16 protein-coding genes are annotated in these 17414 nt (G+C 57.2%); 7 read left to right on the top strand and 9 right to left on the bottom strand.

Annotated features, from left to right (window positions below; all coding sequences use genetic code 11):
* The first annotated feature begins 117 nt into the window (after positions 1-117).
* The 3 genes from CAL20_RS01775 (at position 118) to CAL20_RS01765 (ending at position 3003) form a co-directional block, all read left to right on the top strand.
* Positions 118-798, top strand: coding sequence for a response regulator (locus CAL20_RS01775; RefSeq protein WP_094819635.1), 681 nt, complete (start codon positions 118-120; stop codon positions 796-798).
* A 240-nt stretch (positions 799-1038) separates the two neighbouring features.
* The gene (locus CAL20_RS01770) at positions 1039-1467 is read left to right on the top strand and encodes a tripartite tricarboxylate transporter TctB family protein (RefSeq protein WP_094819555.1); all 429 of its coding nucleotides are present in this window, start codon (positions 1039-1041) and stop codon (positions 1465-1467) included.
* A 6-nt stretch (positions 1468-1473) separates the two neighbouring features.
* Positions 1474-3003, top strand: coding sequence for a tripartite tricarboxylate transporter permease (locus CAL20_RS01765; protein ID WP_094819554.1), 1530 nt, complete (start codon positions 1474-1476; stop codon positions 3001-3003).
* A gap of 94 nt (positions 3004-3097) precedes the next feature.
* Here the strand turns inward: CAL20_RS01765 and CAL20_RS01760 are convergent, their stop codons facing one another.
* Together CAL20_RS01760 and CAL20_RS01755 are read right to left on the bottom strand one after the other, a co-directional pair.
* The gene (locus CAL20_RS01760) at positions 3098-4474 is read right to left on the bottom strand and encodes an ATP-binding protein (RefSeq protein WP_094837025.1); all 1377 of its coding nucleotides are present in this window, start codon (positions 4472-4474) and stop codon (positions 3098-3100) included.
* Between the two features lie 3 nt (positions 4475-4477).
* Positions 4478-5137: a response regulator gene (locus CAL20_RS01755; RefSeq protein ID WP_094819552.1), complete on the bottom strand. Its 660-nt coding sequence runs from the start codon at positions 5135-5137 to the stop codon at positions 4478-4480.
* Positions 5138-5300: 163 nt separating this feature from the next.
* On the opposite strand from CAL20_RS01755, the gene CAL20_RS01750 reads away from it, so the two are divergent.
* The 4 genes from CAL20_RS01750 (at position 5301) to CAL20_RS01735 (ending at position 9896) form a co-directional block, all read left to right on the top strand.
* Positions 5301-6065, top strand: a complete 765-nt coding sequence (locus tag CAL20_RS01750) for a MipA/OmpV family protein (RefSeq protein WP_094837024.1) — start codon at positions 5301-5303, stop codon at positions 6063-6065.
* A 79-nt stretch (positions 6066-6144) separates the two neighbouring features.
* Positions 6145-7050, top strand: a complete 906-nt coding sequence (gene panB / locus CAL20_RS01745; protein WP_094819550.1) for a 3-methyl-2-oxobutanoate hydroxymethyltransferase — start codon at positions 6145-6147, stop codon at positions 7048-7050.
* A gap of 139 nt (positions 7051-7189) precedes the next feature.
* Entirely contained in the window at positions 7190-8884 is a 1695-nt protein-coding gene (locus CAL20_RS01740; protein WP_094837023.1) for a dihydroxyacetone kinase family protein, read from the top strand.
* Positions 8885-8936: 52 nt separating this feature from the next.
* Positions 8937-9896, top strand: a complete 960-nt coding sequence (locus CAL20_RS01735; RefSeq protein ID WP_094837022.1) for a LysR family transcriptional regulator — start codon at positions 8937-8939, stop codon at positions 9894-9896.
* Between the two features lie 28 nt (positions 9897-9924).
* Here the strand turns inward: CAL20_RS01735 and CAL20_RS01730 are convergent, their stop codons facing one another.
* The 7 genes from CAL20_RS01730 to CAL20_RS01700 all read right to left on the bottom strand — a co-directional run bounded on the left by CAL20_RS01730 (position 9925) and on the right by CAL20_RS01700 (position 17294).
* Complete coding sequence (locus CAL20_RS01730; RefSeq protein WP_094819547.1) at positions 9925-10206, bottom strand: helix-turn-helix domain-containing protein; 282 nt, start codon at positions 10204-10206, stop codon at positions 9925-9927.
* Positions 10199-10552: a type II toxin-antitoxin system RelE/ParE family toxin gene (locus tag CAL20_RS01725; protein WP_094819546.1), complete on the bottom strand. Its 354-nt coding sequence runs from the start codon at positions 10550-10552 to the stop codon at positions 10199-10201. Before CAL20_RS01725 ends, CAL20_RS01730 begins: the two co-directional genes overlap by 8 nt.
* 182 nt (positions 10553-10734) lie before the next feature.
* Entirely contained in the window at positions 10735-11577 is an 843-nt protein-coding gene (locus tag CAL20_RS01720; protein ID WP_094819545.1) for an ABC transporter permease, read from the bottom strand.
* A 3-nt stretch (positions 11578-11580) separates the two neighbouring features.
* Positions 11581-12354 carry an ABC transporter ATP-binding protein gene (locus CAL20_RS01715; protein ID WP_094837021.1) on the bottom strand — a complete coding sequence of 258 codons (774 nt, stop codon included), beginning with the start codon at positions 12352-12354 and terminating at the stop codon, positions 11581-11583.
* A 16-nt stretch (positions 12355-12370) separates the two neighbouring features.
* Positions 12371-13372, bottom strand: coding sequence for an ABC transporter substrate-binding protein (locus tag CAL20_RS01710; protein WP_254923880.1), 1002 nt, complete (start codon positions 13370-13372; stop codon positions 12371-12373).
* Between the two features lie 68 nt (positions 13373-13440).
* Positions 13441-15174 (bottom strand): hydantoinase B/oxoprolinase family protein, encoded by a 1734-nt coding sequence (locus CAL20_RS01705; protein ID WP_094837020.1) that lies wholly within the window; start codon positions 15172-15174, stop codon positions 13441-13443.
* A complete protein-coding gene (locus CAL20_RS01700) occupies positions 15171-17294 on the bottom strand; it encodes a hydantoinase/oxoprolinase family protein (protein WP_094837019.1) in 2124 nt (707 codons plus the stop codon). Before CAL20_RS01700 ends, CAL20_RS01705 begins: the two co-directional genes overlap by 4 nt.
* Between the last annotated feature and the right edge of the window lie 120 nt (positions 17295-17414).

The following is a 17414-nucleotide window of genomic DNA, read 5'->3' as shown; positions in this document are numbered from 1 at the left end:
GTTTCGCCATACATTCTGCGCTGCTCACAGGGCTCGCGACTCCCGTGAACACATGACAATGCCCCGTTCTATGGTGACGGTGTCATGCTTAATACCTGCTTGGTGATTTTGAATACCATGCGCATTTTGCTAGTTGAAGACGAAGTCGACATGGCCCTCTGGCTGCGTCGAGCTCTCGCACAGAGTGGTTTTGTTTCCGATCACGCTGCCGATGCCCGTAACGCCGAAGGCTATATGGTGGGCAGTGAATACGATGCCGTTGTTCTGGACTTACGTTTGCCTGACAAACACGGATTAAACGTGCTGCGCGACATGCGCGAGCGCGACGACCGTACACCGGTGTTGGTGCTGACCGCGCAAGGGTCGCTGCAAGATCGAGTGCGCGGCTTGAATATGGGCGCTGACGATTTCCTGACAAAGCCTTTTGCCCTCGAAGAGCTGGAAGCCCGCTTGACCGCACTGGTACGGCGCAGCCGCGGCCGCGATCATCCGAGACTGCAGTGCGGTTCGCTCAGTTACGACAGCGGGAGCCATCTCTTTACGCTGGATGGTTCAATGCTGATGCTCACTCCGCGAGAGCACGCTACCCTGGCCGCGCTCTTGATCCGCGTGGGATATCCGGTCGAGAAAAATCAGTTATTCGAGAAAGTCTTTTCTCACGACAGCGATGCCAGCCCTGACGCCATCGAAGTGATTCTGCACCGCCTGCGCAAGAAGCTGGCCGGCAGCGATGTGTGCATCGTCACCGTACGTGGCCTGGGATACATGCTCTCCGCCGTCAAGTCAGCAGACAACTGATCGGCCGCCTCCAGCCAGTCTGCCCCTGCAGCCCCGTCAGGGAATACCCTGAAATTCAGGAAACCGACAGCGCACAGAAAGCGGATCAACAGCTTGCCTCCGTAATCTGTGCGCCGAACCGTCATTAAAGCCCAAGCTGCGTTCGTTTCGAACGCAACGTCGAGGTCGATACGACGCGGTTTTCTGGAGGATAGCGTGCAGAAGGCAATAAATAGAAAGGACTATTACGGCGGCGCCCTGATGGTGCTAGTCGGATTAGGAGCGATATACGCGGGGACCGATTATCACGTCGGGTCTCTCAGCCATATGGGGCCGGGATTTTTTCCCGCGGCCTTGGGAGGCTTGCTGGCCATTACGGGGCTGCTCATCGCGCTTTCAGCGCGCTCGGGCCAACCCAGTGAAAGTGTGCCTGGCGAAGGGCATGGGCACGGGTTACCGGATCTGCGCGGCGGCGTCTGCATCGTGCTCGGCATCCTGGCGTTTTTGTTATTGGGGGAATACGGCGGCCTGCTGCCAGCCACATTCGCCATCGTATTCATCTCTGCGCTGGGCGATCGCAAGAATACGGTCAAACAAGCCCTCATACTATCAGTACTGATGTCATTGGTAGCGATTGTTGTGTTCTGGTGGGCGCTGCAATTGCAGCTTCCCCTCTTTCGTTGGGGTTGATGCGCCATGATTTCACAATCCTTGATGGACCTTTGGTACGGCTTTGGCATTGCCTTTCAATGGCACAATCTCGCTTGGTCGTTCTTCGGCGTGCTGGTGGGTAACCTCATCGGCGTATTGCCCGGAATGGGCGCGCTGTCGGCGATTTCGATTCTGTTGCCGCTGACCTATGTCATGTCGCCGGTGCCCGCCATTCTCATGTTGGCAGGGATCTTCTATGGTTCGCAGTATGGTGGCGCAATCGGCGCCATTCTGCTGAATCTACCGTCGCATCCGCCTCACGCGGTGACCTGCCTGGATGGCTACCCTCTGACCAAACAAGGCAAGGGAGGAACAGCCCTGGGCATCACGATGATCTGCTCGTTCTTTGCCGCATCGGTGGGCATTATCGTCATGATTTTTGCCTCGCCGCTGCTGGTTGAGGTTGCGTTCAAGTTCGGACCTACCGAGATCTTTTCGATCATGTTGCTCGGTTTGTTGGCAGGGGCCACCATGTCGCGCGGCTCCGCACTCAAGGGCGTGGCGATGACGCTCTTTGGCTTGCTGTGCGGCGTGGTCGGAACGGACGTGAATACCGGCACCATCCGTCTTTCTTTTGGTTTGCTGGATCTGTCGGATGGCTTGGAGTTGGTCGCCATTTCGATGGGTTTGTTCGGGGTTGCCGATTTCCTCATGAGCGTCAATCGCATGAGCATCATCGGCAGCGGCGCCAAGCTGAAGTTGCGCGATATGCGTCCATCCAAAGCGGAAATGAAGACGGCCTTCATGCCCATGGTCCGTGGCACGCTGGTCGGCACACTGTTTGGCGCCATGCCCGGCACGGGTCCGACGATCACCACGTTCATCTCGTATGCGCTAGAGCGCAAGCTCTCCAAAACACCGGAGAAATTCGGTACCGGGATGATCGCGGGCGTAGCCTCACCCGAAGCCTCATCCCATTCGAAGACACAGGTAGACTTTATCCCGACGATGAGCCTCGGCATCCCGGGTGATGCGGTGATGGCATTGATCCTCGGCGCCTTGCTGATTCAAGGAATTCAACCTGGGCCACAACTCATTACCGAGCATCCGGACATTTTCTGGGGGCTGATTGCTAGTTTCTGGGTGGGCAACGTACTGCTGATGGTATTGAACGTTCCGCTCATTGGCGTGTGGGTGAAGCTTCTTCAAGTGCCGTACCGTTATCTCTTTCCATCGGCACTCTTTTTTATCGCGGTCGGGGTGTTCAGCACGCAGAACAACCTATTTCAGATCTGGGAAGTCCTGGCATTCGGCTTGATTGGCGCGCTCTTGATGACGCTGGAGTTTTCCGTTGCACCTATTTTGCTGGGTTTCGTGCTGGGACCGATGGTCGAAGAAAACTTCCGGCGTGCGTTGCTGCTGTCTCGAGGTGATATGGCGGTGTTCATCGAGCATCCCATCAGCGCCTGGTTCATCGGCGCCAGTGCACTGCTGATCCTGGTCCAGGTCTGGGCATTCCTGCGACGAGGCAAAAGGAAAAACAAGGGCAACGCTGAGCAGTTGCAGACTGCCTAGCAGATAGCTTGTAAATGCGGGGAAACGAAAGGCCGGCGCACTGATGTTGCGTCGGCCTTTTGAACATCATGAGAAATCGGGGCGTGGCCCATGGCTATTCTGCAGAAGCAAAATGCAGCGTAATGCTCAAACCTCTGCCGCCCATGCCCGCGCCGACCTCGATATCTGCATCATGCAAACGCGCAATTCGCTCAACCAGCGACAGGCCGATACCGCTGCCATGCCCTTCGGCCTTGGGCATTCGAAAGAATCGATCGAGAATACGTTCGCGATATTCTGCCGGCACGCCTGGGCCATCGTCTTGCACGGACAGTTGAACGTGATTATCGGTGCCCGCCTGGCGACACAAGATACGGATTTTGCTGCCATGTCCGCTATAACGCGTGGCGTTATCCAACAGATTGCGCAATAAGATACCCAAGCTATCCACGTGGCCTTGCACAAAGCAGGACTCGATGTCTTCGGTGAGGGTCTGATCGCGCGCCTGCACCCGCTGCCGATAGTCCTGAACGACGGCGCGCGCGACAGCGCCCAGATCGATACGCGCAGCGGCTTCCTGCAGCCCTGTCGATTCCAGTATCGCCATGTCCAATAATTGTTCGGAGATCCGCGCACTGCGTTGTGTCGCCTGGTGTATCTGCCGAACGGAATGATGAACCTCGTCGATATTCTGGCTGCGCAATGCATTGTCAGCCTGCAACGACAGCACCGCTAAAGGGGTACGTAGTTCATGTGCGGCGTCTTGCAAAAAGCGGCGCTCGTTCTCTACTGCTGCTTCGACTCTGGCCAATTGCTGATTAAAAGATTCGACTAAGGGCTTGATCTCGTCAGGCAGATCCTGGGTTGCCAAGAGATCCAGGTCAAGGGGATGACGCCGGCGTAACAATGTCGACAGCCGCAAGACAGGCCGGAAGGCAGTGTACGTAACCGCCCACGCTACTGCCGCCAGCGGGAAAAACAGCGCAGCCATGAAAATCAACGCATTCCGCATTTTGTGATGCAATTCGTGCTTCAGGTCGTTCAACGACTTGCCGACTTGAACTTGAATGCGGCCGCCTTCGTCGGAGACGGCATAAGTACGCCATGCCTCTCCGCCTGCCATGCTGGTGGCGAATCCATCCTGGCGTGACGCCGTAAAGGGCTCTGCCGGAGCATTCGGAGAACGCAGCAGCAACCGGCCATTGATGAGCGAGTAGACCTGCAACACCAGGTCTGCCTCGTTATCTTTCGAGGCTGCTTGAGTCGCCAGTTGATAGCCTTGCGGCAACGCAATGGCTTCCAACCCCTGAGGCAGGGTCCGCAAGGCAATCTGTCCGGCACGCTCCAGACTCCGATCCCAATCGCCCGTGCGCTCGAGCGTCTGATCACGCTGGTACCAGGTGAGCAAGATCAGCCAAGCCACCATCACCGTCACCAGCATGCCGACCAACAAACGCCATCGTAACGATCGATGCGAAGGAATACGGATCATGAGCTACATCCCTTTCACACGGTAGCCGTAACCATGCACCGTTTCAATGAGATCGTCACCCAGCTTGCGGCGTAGCTGGTGAACGTAAACGGCCACCGTATTGCTCCCTGTAGCGCCGCTGTCACCGTAGACGGCGCTTTCGAGCGCGGCGCGAGAGACGGCCCGGCCACCCCGCTCCACCAATGCAAGCAGGGTGCGGTATTCCAGCAAGCTCAGCGCAACAGCGTCGCCCGCAAGAAACACCGTTTGGTTGGCGGGGTCCACGGTTACGTCGCCTGCCATCAGAACGGGCGCGACGCGCCCCTTGCTGCGCCGGACAGTCGCGCGGGCGCGCGCAAGCAGCTCATCGATCTGAAACGGCTTGACCAGATAATCATCCGCCCCCGCATCCAACCCTGCGATACGCTCGCTCAACCGATCCCTGGCCGTCATGATAATTACGGGTGTTGTGTCATAACGAGCACGCAATTGCGCCAGGATCCCCATGCCGGATCCGCCAGGCAGGCCCAAATCCAGCAATATCAATTCGTAGTCATGGTCGACCAGCGCCGTCTGCGCCAACCTTGCATCGGTCGCAATATCGACGCTCGCGCCTTCACGGCGCAGCGCCAGCTGGAGCGCCTCGGCCAACATGGCGTCGTCCTCGACTAATAGTGTGCGCATGGGATCCGTCCTCGTCATCGCGCGACATTGTTACGCCAACGGATTAAATCTGGTTTAAGACCCATACGAGGCTTAAAGAATTCCTAAAACTGTCAAGGCAGTATAGCGGCTGAAATCGGGCCGCCTGTCAGGCGGCCGGTCAATTCAGATCCCGGGAAATAGCATGAAAGCAATCACGATGACACGCGGTGCGGTCGCCATGACCCTGGCCGCAGCAGCTGGCCCAGCCATCGCAGAGGGCACGAATCTGATCGGTATAGGAGTGGGCGTGGTGCCCATCTATGCCGGCTCTGACGAGTATCGAGCCGTCCCCACACCGTTGATCAACTATCGATCCGGACATTTTTTCATTACGCCGCGGGCAGGCTTGCCAGCGATGGGACTGAGCTATGAGTTCGCCCCCGACCTCGAGGGCGGGGTGTTCGTCGGTCTGGGCCTGGGCCGAGACTCGGATGATTCGGATCGCACCCGTGGTCTGGACGATATCGATTTCCACGGCGCATACGGCGCCTTTTTAGAATGGACACCGGGCCGCTACTCGCTCGGGGCCGCCTATCGCCAAGCCGCGAAATCCGGTTACGGCGGCACGCTGGAAATACGCACGTCCTATGCGGTGGTGCAAACCGAACAGCAACAATTGCGCTTGGGCGTCAGTACGCAATGGGCCAATAGCAGCGACATGCAGACCTGGTATGGCGTCAGCACATCTGACGCAGCGCGTAGCCGGGAACACCTGTCTCCCTACTCGGCTTCGTCCGGATTCAAAAATGCCGCATTGTTCGCCAACTGGACCTACCAGTTGAATAAGGACTGGACGGTAATGAGCACATTAGGCGTCAGTACCGTACTGGGCGACGCGCGCGATAGCCCGTTGACCGAACGCAAGACGAATGTGTTCGGCAGCCTGGGAATCGGCTACCGATTCTGATAACAGGGTAATCAGCGCGTGGGTGCCGGCCTATGGCACACTGGAGTCTCTCAGTGTTCTTACCCTCACTCCACGCGCAATGACGACATTAGATAAGAAAGAGACTCCGGCAGCTGGAACAGAGACGGCCGCGCCTTACGGGATTCAGAGCCGTTCCGTTGACATACCAAAGCGAAAAAAAGTAACGACGGTACGGCTTGCGGACATGCATCGGCAGGGCGAGAAAATCGCCATGCTGACGGCCTACGACGCCACCTTTGCTGCCATCGAAGACGCGGCAGGTGTTGATTGCATCCTGGTGGGCGACTCACTCGGCATGGTCTGCCAGGGTAAAAACAGTACCGTGGGCGTGTCACTCGATGAGATGGCGTATCACACGCGGTGTGTGGCCAAGGGCTTGGAAAAGGCCGACGGCGCCGCACTGCTCGTCGCCGATCTCCCCTTCGGCTCGTACCATCAGTCACGAGATCAGGCGATGGCATCGTCCGTACGCCTCATGGAAGCGGGCGCGCAAATGATCAAACTCGAAGGCGGGGGCTGGACAACCGAGGTGGTTCAGTTTCTCGTCGAGCGCGGCGTTCCGGTATGCGGGCATCTAGGCCTGACGCCTCAAACCGTATCGGCATTGGGCGGTTTTCGCGTGCAAGGCAAGGACGACAATGGCGCCGCAAAGCTGATGCGTGACGCGAAAGCGTTGGAAGCCGCTGGCGCATCGTTGTTGGTGCTGGAAATGATTCCGGCGAAACTCGCGGCGGATCTCACTAGCCAGATGCAAACCTGCGCGACGATCGGCATAGGCGCAGGATCGGGTACGGCAGGTCAGGTGCTCGTGATGCATGACATGCTGGGGATCAATATCGGGCGCATGCCGAAGTTTGTTCGCAACTTTATGGACGATACCGGTGACGTACATAACGCATTTTCCGCTTATGTGAGCGCCGTCAAGGATGGAATATTTCCAGACAATGCGCTGCACGCGTGGTAGTACCGCAGAGACATGCATGTTTCACTCAGATAAGGGCAGCAGCTATTATTGCCTTGTCTGCACACCACGGTCGCAGCGTTAACCGTCCATAGCATGACAGGCGGCTGGGTGACTTACCAATTTATGTGCCGGAGCCCGCATGAAGAAACTTATCAACGACCCACGCCACATCGTGCGGGAAGCACTCGAGGGCTTGGTCGACACCACGGATCATTTGGCGCTGGTTCAAGGCGAGAATATCGTCATACAGCGTGATTTACCCGGTCTTGCGGCACGCCCCGTGGCAGTGCTCTCTGGTGGCGGCAGTGGTCACGAGCCTGCTCATGCCGGATATGTCGGCATAGGCATGCTCACCGCGGCGATCGCGGGCGATGTATTTACGTCTCCGAGCGTCGATGCGGTACTGGCGGCAATCGTCTCTGTCGCCGGTCCGGCTGGTGCCTTGCTGGTCGTCAAAAACTACACCGGCGATCGGCTGAACTTTGGTTTAGCCGCTGAGCTCGCGCGAGAAAAAGGCATTCCGGTCGAAGTCGTCCTGGTGGCCGATGACGTATCGTTGCGCGACATGGTTCCCACCGATCGCCGTCGCGGTATTGCCGGGACCGTATTCGTGCACAAGATCGCGGGAGCCGCCGCCGCCAAAGGCTGGCCCTTGGAAAAAGTGGCGGCCGTCGCCGCACGCGCTGCAGCGGCGGTAGGTTCCATGGGGGTTGGCCTGGGTGCCTGCACGGTACCTTCTGCTGGTACGCCCAGCTTTTCGCTGGGCGACACCGAAATCGAATACGGCCTGGGTATACACGGCGAGAAAGGGGTACGCCGCGTCGAGATGAAGCCCGCAGATGCGATTGTGGACGATATCCTGGCGCAGATATTGGCCGAGGTACCTGACAATGCCAGTCGAGTCGCGTTGCTGGTCAACGGTCTGGGAGGGACTCCACCCGTAGAGCTGCAGATTATCGCGCGCCACGCGTTGGCTACTTTACGCGCCAAAGGTCTGACGCCGACGCGCGCCTGGGTGGGCAACTACATGACCGCACTGGAAATGCCCGGATGTTCGCTTTCGGTATTGCCTGTGGACGACGAACTGCTGGAGCTGCTGGATGCGCCTTGCGGCGCTCCGGCGTGGACACACGCCGGCCGGATCAATGCAGAGCGTACGACTGTGCCTGTGCCCAGTGGCCTCGAGACAAATCTCGCATCCATGCCTGCCGGCCCGTTGGCCGCAACGCTGGAACGAGTAGCAAAAGGCGTCGCGCATGTACTGATAGCCGCCGAAGCCGAGCTCGGCGAACTGGATGCCAAAGCCGGTGACGGCGATTTGGGCGCCAGCATGGCACGTGGCGGCCAGGCCATACTCGACTTGGCTCCCGAGGCCTTTCACACGCCCAGCCAGTTTTTTGCCTCGGCGGCGCAAGCGATGCGCAGGGCGATCGCGGGCAGTTCCGGGCCGTTCTACGCCGTAGGGTTGCTACGCGCCAGTCGCGAACTGGCAGACCTCGCCGAGCCGTCACCGGCGCAATGGCAGAAAGCCTTCTCCGCCGCGGTAGCTGCCGTGATGGAGATGGGAGGCGCTAAAGCGGGCGATCGCACAATGGTCGACGCCCTCACGGCGGCCGACGATGCGTGGCATTCGGCGTTGGCGGCTGGCTCTGCAGGCAAGGAGGCGTTTAGCCAGGCTGTACAGGCAGCCGAGAAAGCCGCCGCGGACACTGCCCATATGCGACCCCGTCTAGGCCGCGCCAGTTACCTGGGCGAGCGAGCCGTCGGCATTCCGGATGGTGGCGCTGTCGCCGTAGCGTATTGGCTGAAAGCACTACAAAACAGTATCGAGTAGATCGGGTAAGTCACCCGTGCCATAGCTTGTGCTCTGATAAAAGCGATTTTCAATGGAAAAAGGCATTTCTTTAAACGACATCTGGTACTTTGTCGAAGTCGCAAAGCGCGGGAGCTTCAGCGCCACCGCCGCGGCGTTGGATATGCCAGTCGCTACACTTTCCAGACGCATTTCGGAACTGGAAAAGAATCTCGGATATGCGCTGTTTCTACGCACAACACGCAAGGTATCGTTGACCGACTTGGGCACACGCTACTTCGACGAATGCGTGTCTCAAATCGAAGGCATTCTGAACGCGCACGAAAAGGTCAAGACATACCTCGAGTCGCCTGAGGGAAAATTGCGGGTCTCGATCATGCCCGGTCTGGCGCCTTTGTTGCCGGGCGTCTCGGAAGAGCTGCACGAACGTTTTCCAAAAATCAGCTGCGATTTCGATCTCAGCAGCTCAACAAAAATCAACGACCTTTCCGGCATGGATTTGTACATCCGGGCGGGGCGCCAAGAGGACTCTCCTCTTATCCAAAAGCCGCTCGTGAATTTTCGTCTCATCCTTGTGGCTTCGCATGACTATTTGCAGCGAATGGGACATCCTGAAACGCCCGCCGAGCTTCAGCATCATGCGCATATTTGCATGCATGGGACAGACACATGGGAGCTCAGAAGAGGCACAGAAATCGAGACGGTTCGGCTCAGCCCGAAATTTTCCAGCAACCAGATCCTTTTGAATCTACAGCTCGCCGGCAGGGACCTAGGCATCACTCCCGTTCCCTACCCTTTCTCTGGCAACCAATTACTGCAGAGTTACCGGCTGGAACGGGTGCTTCCTGATTGGGAGTTGTCCTCTGCCATGCTGTATGCGCTATTTGAAAGCCGCGTAATCTCGGCCAAAGCCACGGCGTTTCTCGATATTCTCGTCAAACATTTGCAGGCACATTTTTCGCTGGGTAGCGAATCGGTGCCTCCATCTGCCGTGTGGAGTGAATGGGCGAATGGTGGAAACACGGGTGGATGAGGAGGCGCTGATTGGCCAACATCTAAGATCAAGCTGCTTCGAGGACTCGCATCTCAATGTGAAGCCCGGCAGCAGCGGCCATGTTGACTAAGGCATCGAGAGCGAACAAATTGATCTTGCCGCGCATTAGATCAGAGACTCTTGGCTGTGTCACACCAAAGAGCTTTGCAGCTTGTGCCTGGCTCATTCCGGTACGAGCAAGGTGATTTTTCAGAGCCGTCATCAAGATAGAACGCAACTTCATGTTCTCTGCCTCTTCTGGAGTATCCTCAATGGCGTCCCATACGCTGGCAAACCGCGGATTACTCATGACCCAACTCCTTTAATAAAGCACGATAGCGCTTCGAGGCCAAATCCAAATCTGATGTACTGATTTGCTGGGTCTTCTTTTGGAAACAGTGCAGCACGTAAATCCCGTCAGCAAATTTAGCAACATAAATGACTCGAAACGTTCCCGACGCACTCCAAATACGAATCTCTTTTACACCACGGCCGATACTATTCACCGGCTTCCAATCATCAGGCTCATGGCCACGCTGCACCTGATCAAGCTGATGCCCTGCTTCGCGTCTAGCTGAGAGCGGAAAAGCTCGAAGATCATCAAGAGAATTTCCACAGAACTCGATTGGCTTAGGGTCGACTACAGTGTGAATCATACAAAATTTTATATAATCTGGCAAAACGTCCACAGCGGATAGCTACCAGTGCCAAGTCAGGTACCCACGGCCCAAAGCCTACCTATTTAAGGCTTAACAGCTGGATATTTAGCCAGATTCTGCGTCAGATCAGATCGATCTTACGCCCGACTCATCAAGCAACATGAGCCTCACGGAGTTTGTCAGCGCTTTGCCTCGGCCAACAGGGGCATCTGCTTGTCCTGTTGCGCGGATGATGGCGACTCGGCAATCGGTCTTCCACGCTGAGAAGCATGCCAAGGCAATAGATGTTCCTCGACGATCTCCAGCGCTTTGAACAAGATCACACCCAGTATGCAAAGCAGCGCCAACGCCACGAAGACTGTCGGCGTGTCAAAACTGCCCTGGGCGACAAGGATGACATAGCCCAATCCACTGCCGCCGGCGACGAACTCGCCCACAATCGTACCGACGAGCGCAAACGAAATACCGACCTTCATACCGGCAAAGATGCTGGGCAATGCGTTTGGGAAACGGATCTTCCACAGCACTTTGCGGCGCGAGGCTTGATTTGCACGCGCCATGTTGAGCATTTCAGGATCGATAGATTTCAGACCCAGTACTGTATCGATCAGAATCGGGAAAATAGCGATCAGCATGGCAATGGCGATTTTTGGTGCGGAACCTGTACCGAGCCAGATGACAAACAACGGCGCGAGTGCGACTTTCGGTACAGCGTTCAGCGCAACCATCAAGGAATACAAAGTACGGTCAAGAAATCGAGAATAGACAATACCAATAGCCGCTCCAACGCCGAGCACGACGGCCAGAACAAAGCCCGCCATCGTAGTCTGCAAGGTATCCAGGGTCTGCATTAATAGAAACCCGGGCTGCGCCATGAACTCGGCAAAGATCTTGCTAGGTGCCGGCAACAAGAATTCCCTGACAGCAAACCATCTGACGCCGCCCTCCCACAACACGAGAATAACGAGCATCGTCAAAATAGCCAGCCGGCTGTCCTCGGCGCGTTTCCATAAGCCTTTCATCGCCTACCCCTTGTAGATTCCGAGTTCGCGGAAAATCCCGCGGATCTGTGACACATAGTCGGCAAAGGCCTTTGTTTCACGAATGGCCAAACCGCGCGGTCTATCTAGCTCGATGGGCACGACCGCCGCCACACCACCAGGATTACGTGACATCACGACCACGCGATCACTCAGGTAGACAGCCTCGGAAATAGAATGCGTGATAAAGAGCACCGTCTTGCCCGTATCCATCCAGGTACGCTGCAGCTCTTCATTCAGTTCGTCCCGAGTAAAAGGATCGAGCGCCCCAAAGGGCTCGTCCATCAGCAACAGCTGAGGATCGACCAGCAATGCACGACAGATCGAGGCGCGTTGCCGCATGCCGCCCGACAGTTCCCATGGAAATCGATCGGCAAAGGCGCCCAGCCCGAACAGATTCAACACCGCGCGGGCTCTTTCTTCGTAGTCCTTTCGATTCAGATTATGAAACTCTGCGGAGATCAATACATTGTCGAGAATGGTGCGCCAATCCAAGAGCAAATCGCGCTGAAAAACGACGCCCATATTCGACGGCGGACAGACGATGGGGTCACCCTGCAGGGCAAGATGTCCGCTCGAGATTGGCTCAAGTCCCGCCACGCATTTCAATAAGGTGCTTTTGCCACAGCCGCTCGGCCCGACAATGCTCACAAACTCGCCCTGTTTGATATCGAGGCTCACGTCCTTGAGCGCGTAGAGCGGGTCGCGCTGAGAGCGGTAGATTTTGTTGAGCTGGCCTATCTCTAAGAATGCCGACATGTTCGCCCCTGTCTCGTCAGTTTTCCAACATTGCGTTGGTGTAATAGTCGGACGGCTTATGGCCCGGCTTGATAGCGCCTACCTGCTCCATAGACTGGATTGCCGCGACCCAGTCATTATCATTTTGGGCACCAAAGGGCGCACCTTTCTGCGAAGGGCTTTCGAAGAACTCGCGGTACGCGACGATCTGCGCCCGCAGAATCTCCGGATCAAGCTTCGCGTTCGGCCGTTGAGCGACGATGGCGGCGACTGCCTCGTCTTCATGGCCTGCATAGATGTACTGCCATGCCTTGACCTGAATCTGCGTGAACTTCTTGATCGCTTCCGCGCGCTCACCCAACGCTTTCGGCGTGGTCACCAAGCCATAGCTGGGAAAATTGATCCCGCTATCGGCCAGCAGCAGTGTCTTGGCCGGCCGCACCTTTGCCACCATCGGCTGGCCAAAGGGGGCTTGTGACAGGAACCCGTCACTATTGCCCGACGCGTAAGTCGAAATCATGGCACTAGGCGCGACCATCACGACATTGGTCTTGGATTTTGGTACGTCACTGGCCTTGAAATAGGGATCGATAAAAGGCGCCCAGGGACTTGTCGTAAAGCATACGAGCTTCTTGCCGATCAAATCTGCGGGAGATTTGACGTCCAGCTTTTCGTCCACCAGCACAGCGAGGTCGCCTTTCCTGGCAAAGCCAGCGATAGAGATGAGATCCAATCCGTTCTCTTTGGCGATGGCCATCGTGCCCAATTGCACTTGACCGATATCCATCTGCCCGACGGCCACCAGTTGCAGTGTGTTGATCGTCCCTGTGCCATCTTGAATTTCTACATCTAGGCCTGCGTCTTTAAACCAGCCCTTCTGTTGCGCCAGGTGCATGGCCGCATGCATACCCCACGCGGAGAAATCCAGTCGCACTCGCAGTTTCTCGCTGTCCGCATGCGCACTCGTTGCGGTGAAAGCGAACAACATCGTTGCCGCCAGAACGGTCCGGTGGATCCGGTTCAGAAAAGACGAACGCATTTTGTAATCCTCGTGAGCATGTGTAGGTGACGTCAAACAGAAGTCGGGGCTTTTTTCCGAGCAGCTCGCTATGCCGCCTGCGCCATGGCATTGCGGCGCAGCGCGTCGCTGGCTGCGTGATCCACCGCTCCGGTATGGGGATCTACCACGACCTTGTAATGTTGAAGGACGTATTTCGCGGTCAACTTGTGGTTCCACACGTCTTCGCGGATGCGATCCCAGTCACGATCCATGGGATCACCAAAGCCGCCGCCTCCGGGTTGAATATGCGTCACCACATCGTTGCGTGCGATCGTCATTCCGACTTTGCTGGGCAACTCGATCAGTTCATCCCCATGCTGCAGCACGTTGCGAGCAGGGCTCGCCGGCGTGCCGCCCGCCAAGCCATAAGGCGAGAATTTCATGCGATCGGCACGAAGTTGCAACAGCGCATCTGGCGCCAACACGCGATAACTGCGGCGGATACCTAGCCCGCCGCGATATTGGCCGGCGCCGCACGAGTCCTCGACCAGCTCGTAGGCTTCGACCCGCACCGGATGTTGAGCCTCCAAGGTTTCTACAGGAGTATTCGAAAGGTTCTGTGAAGCATTGGTGATGGCTTCAATTCCGTCGCTGGCGGGGCGGCCGCCCCATGCACCGCAGATCATGTCGACAATAATGTACGGCTTGCCTTCGTCACTTTTTCCAGACAGGCATACTACGGTGTTGCCGCCCTCGCCTGCGGCCGGGATCCGATGCGGCACGACTTGAGCCAGCGCACCAAGCATGGCATCAAATACGCGGTAACCCGTTAGAGCGCGAGCCGCCACGGCGCTGGGAGGCAGCGGATTCAATACCGAGCCCTCGGGCACATGCACATCAATGCAGCGGAATACGCCTGCGTTGTTTGGGACATCTCCGATCAATGCACAACGCACACTCAAATAGGTGCATGACTTTGTATATGACAACGTGGAATTGATGGCTGCACGGACCTGTGGTGAGGATCCCGTATAGTCCGCCGACACACGGTCTTCGTGTACGGTCAGCGCCACCTCGATACGGATGGGGTCTGGCGATAGTCCGTCGTCATCAATATAGTCGACGAAATGAAACGTTCCTTTGGGCCACTTTCTGATCTCTTCTCGCGTCAAGCGTTCTGCATAGTCCAACAGCTCGTTCAAGTACGCTCGTGAATCATCTCTGCCATAGCGATCAAATAGGGCTGTCAATTCGCGCACTCCGATCTGAGTGGCTGCATACTGAGCCTTCAGATCACCGAGGACGCGATCTGGCACACGGACATTCTGCGCAATGATGCGCTCCAACGTTTCGTTGACCTTGCCGGCCTCATAGAGCTTCAGCACTGGAATCCGCAGGCCTTCCTGGTAGATCTCTGTTGAATCGCTGGCATTTGAGCCAGGCACGCGTCCGCCCACATCGGTGTGATGGCAGATAACTACGCAGTATCCTTCTATCTCGCCTCGGTAGAAGAAGGGAACGAACATGAAGATGTCCGGAAGGTGCATTCCTCCCTCATAGGGATCGTTCACGATCACGGCGTCTCCGGGCTGCAGTGTATTGCCATAACGCTGCTGCAGCGCCGCCATGGCTTCTGGAATGGCGCCTAAATGCAAAGCAATGGTTTTTGCCTGCGCGACCATGCGGCCGTGGCGATCGCATATGGCTGCCGAATAGTCCATCACGTCTTTGACGATTTCCGATCGCGCAGTGCGGATGACGGTGTATGCGATTTCGTCAACTATGGAATCCATCGCATTTTTGACGACGGCAAAGGTAACGGGATCGAATTGCGTACTCATGCTTGCTCCTGGGCGATATCGATGATGATGTTGCCGATCTTGTCTGCATGGGCCGAGGCGCCAGGCGGCACAACAATCGTGGTGTCATATGACTCGATGACGAGCGGGCCATGCCAAGGTTCCTCCTTGATGGCCGAGCGAGGCACCAGGCGAGTCTCATACGGCGGCTGATCGCGCTCGAAACTAACCTGGCGAGTACCCGAGACGCCTTGCAGCGCGCTTGCGTCAACGCGAATCTCGTTGAATTTCAGCCGTTGATCGCTACGGCCGTAGGCGCTCAGCCTGATGTTCACGAGTTCCAGAGGTTCGTCGTTACCGTAACCAAAGGTCTGCCGATATTGATCGCCGAAATCTTCGACCAATTGAGTAATGGCCGCATCGTCGATCGCTTGCTCTGCCGGACTGCGTAATGCAATGGTGAGCTCGGAACTCTGGCCGAGATAGCGTAGATCCAAGCTGACTGCCATCTCAACGGCGTCTTTGGAATAACCCTCTTGTGCCAGGACAGAGAGCCCTTGAGTACGCAGTTCGGCAATCGCAGCGTTGATGGTTTCCTTATCGCAGTTGGCGAGTGGACGCAGGATCGCTTTGACAAAGTTGTGCTCGGCATCTGCCCCCAGCATGCCTGCCGAGCAGAATACGCCGGCCATCACAGGTGCAATCACACGCTTGATACCTAGCAATTTGGCGACATCGACGGCATGCAACGGGCCACCGCCGCCGAATGCGATCATCGTCATATCGCGCGGATCGCGGCCGCGTTCGACAGTCACCGCACGCAGCGCACGCGCCATACTCACATTGGCAACATGACGGATGCCGTGTGCGGCTGCCAGCATATCCAGCCCCAACGGCTCGCCGATATGCGTCGCAATAGCATGCTGCGATTTCTCGGGATCGACCTTGAGACTGCCTCCTGCCAGCGCCGTGGGATTCAGGAAACCCAAGGCCATGTTGGCGTCCGTGACGGTAGGACGGTCGTTGCCACGTCCGTAGCATGCCGGCCCAGGATTCGCGCCGGCAGATTCGGGGCCGACGCACAACAGGCCGCCAGGGTCGATACCGGCCAAAGAGCCGCCGCCGGCACCGACTTCGGCGATGTCAATGGCGGGGACCTTGAGCACGTAGCCGCCGCCCTTTACAAAGCGGCTCGGGGCGCTGATTCCATCCCGGAATTCGTATTCGTTGGTCAATGAGGGCACGCCTCCCATGATGATGGACGCTTTCGCGGTCGTGCCGCCCATATCAAAAACAATGAGATCCTTGCCGTCGCCAAGCGCGCCTATCTGCGCAGCGCCCGCCACTCCTCCTGCCGGCCCGGAAGCCACGGCAAAGACGGGTTTTTCACTGGCGCTATCGACGCCCATCATGCCACCGTTGGAGGCCATCACCTGCAATGATGCTTTGACTCCCATGCGCCCAAGATCGTCTTTCAACCGGCGCAGATACGTGCGCATCGCCGGCAGAATGTAGGCGTTCACCACCGTAGTACTCGTGCGCTCGTACTCCTTGATTTCCGGCAGAACATCGCACGACGCCGTGACGAGCAGTTGGGGAAACTCGCGCTCCAGCAGTGCCTTGGCTTCTAACTCGTGGGCAGGGTTGATGTAGCTGTTCAAGAAGCAGACCGCCAACGCCTCGACCCCTTCATCGACCAGATCGCGGGCAACGGACAGGACCTCATCGGCATTCAAGGGAACGATGACGTTTCCACGCGCATCCATCCTCTCATTAATGCCTCGACGGTAACGGCGGGCGGCCAGCGGTTGTGGTTTTTGCCAACCCAGGTCAAACATGGTGGGTGTACGAATACGGCCGATTTCGAGTACGTCCCGGAAACCAGCGGTGGTCAGTACGCCAGTGCGGGCGCCGACTTTTTGAAGGATCGTATTGGACGCCGTGGTGGTGCCATGGACGATCTCCGTGATGTCGCCCGGCTGGATGCCTGCCTGCTCGATCAGTGCGCCCAGGCCGGTAACGATGGCCTCCCCAAGGTCGTGGGGCGTTGTGGACGTCTTGTTCACAAAGAGCTGCCCATTCGGTAATGACAGGACGATGTCCGTAAAAGTCCCGCCGATATCGCACCCGACGCGGGCGCCTGCACTGGTTCCTGCTTGCATCGTGCAACTCCAAGGAAAAGGGGACGCAGCCACTGCTATGCCTGGATGGACTGGCTTCAAGGCCGTGATCGCGTTCAGTTACTAACTAACTAGTCAGTACAATAAGCGTGAAAAACGGGC

Origin of the sequence: Bordetella genomosp. 4 (assembly GCF_002261185.1) — a bacterium.
In the GTDB taxonomy this organism is placed as follows: domain Bacteria; phylum Pseudomonadota; class Gammaproteobacteria; order Burkholderiales; family Burkholderiaceae_B; genus Bordetella_A.
This window is presented reverse-complemented; position numbering and strand designations above follow the sequence as displayed.

Coding starts and splice junctions, on each gene's coding strand:
- CAL20_RS01730 (WP_094819547.1), bottom strand. CDS start 10,206: ATGAGTAATCCGCGGTTTGCCAGCGTATGGGACGCCATTGAGGATACT.
- CAL20_RS01750 (WP_094837024.1), top strand. CDS start 5,301: ATGAAAGCAATCACGATGACACGCGGTGCGGTCGCCATGACCCTGGCC.
- CAL20_RS01740 (WP_094837023.1), top strand. CDS start 7,190: ATGAAGAAACTTATCAACGACCCACGCCACATCGTGCGGGAAGCACTC.
- CAL20_RS01760 (WP_094837025.1), bottom strand. CDS start 4,474: ATGATCCGTATTCCTTCGCATCGATCGTTACGATGGCGTTTGTTGGTC.
- CAL20_RS01755 (WP_094819552.1), bottom strand. CDS start 5,137: ATGCGCACACTATTAGTCGAGGACGACGCCATGTTGGCCGAGGCGCTC.
- CAL20_RS01735 (WP_094837022.1), top strand. CDS start 8,937: ATGGAAAAAGGCATTTCTTTAAACGACATCTGGTACTTTGTCGAAGTC.
- CAL20_RS01710 (WP_254923880.1), bottom strand. CDS start 13,372: ATGCGTTCGTCTTTTCTGAACCGGATCCACCGGACCGTTCTGGCGGCA.
- panB (WP_094819550.1), top strand. CDS start 6,145: ATGACGACATTAGATAAGAAAGAGACTCCGGCAGCTGGAACAGAGACG.
- CAL20_RS01700 (WP_094837019.1), bottom strand. CDS start 17,294: ATGCAAGCAGGAACCAGTGCAGGCGCCCGCGTCGGGTGCGATATCGGC.
- CAL20_RS01705 (WP_094837020.1), bottom strand. CDS start 15,174: ATGAGTACGCAATTCGATCCCGTTACCTTTGCCGTCGTCAAAAATGCG.
- CAL20_RS01720 (WP_094819545.1), bottom strand. CDS start 11,577: ATGAAAGGCTTATGGAAACGCGCCGAGGACAGCCGGCTGGCTATTTTG.
- CAL20_RS01765 (WP_094819554.1), top strand. CDS start 1,474: ATGATTTCACAATCCTTGATGGACCTTTGGTACGGCTTTGGCATTGCC.
- CAL20_RS01775 (WP_094819635.1), top strand. CDS start 118: ATGCGCATTTTGCTAGTTGAAGACGAAGTCGACATGGCCCTCTGGCTG.
- CAL20_RS01725 (WP_094819546.1), bottom strand. CDS start 10,552: ATGATTCACACTGTAGTCGACCCTAAGCCAATCGAGTTCTGTGGAAAT.
- CAL20_RS01770 (WP_094819555.1), top strand. CDS start 1,039: ATGGTGCTAGTCGGATTAGGAGCGATATACGCGGGGACCGATTATCAC.
- CAL20_RS01715 (WP_094837021.1), bottom strand. CDS start 12,354: ATGTCGGCATTCTTAGAGATAGGCCAGCTCAACAAAATCTACCGCTCT.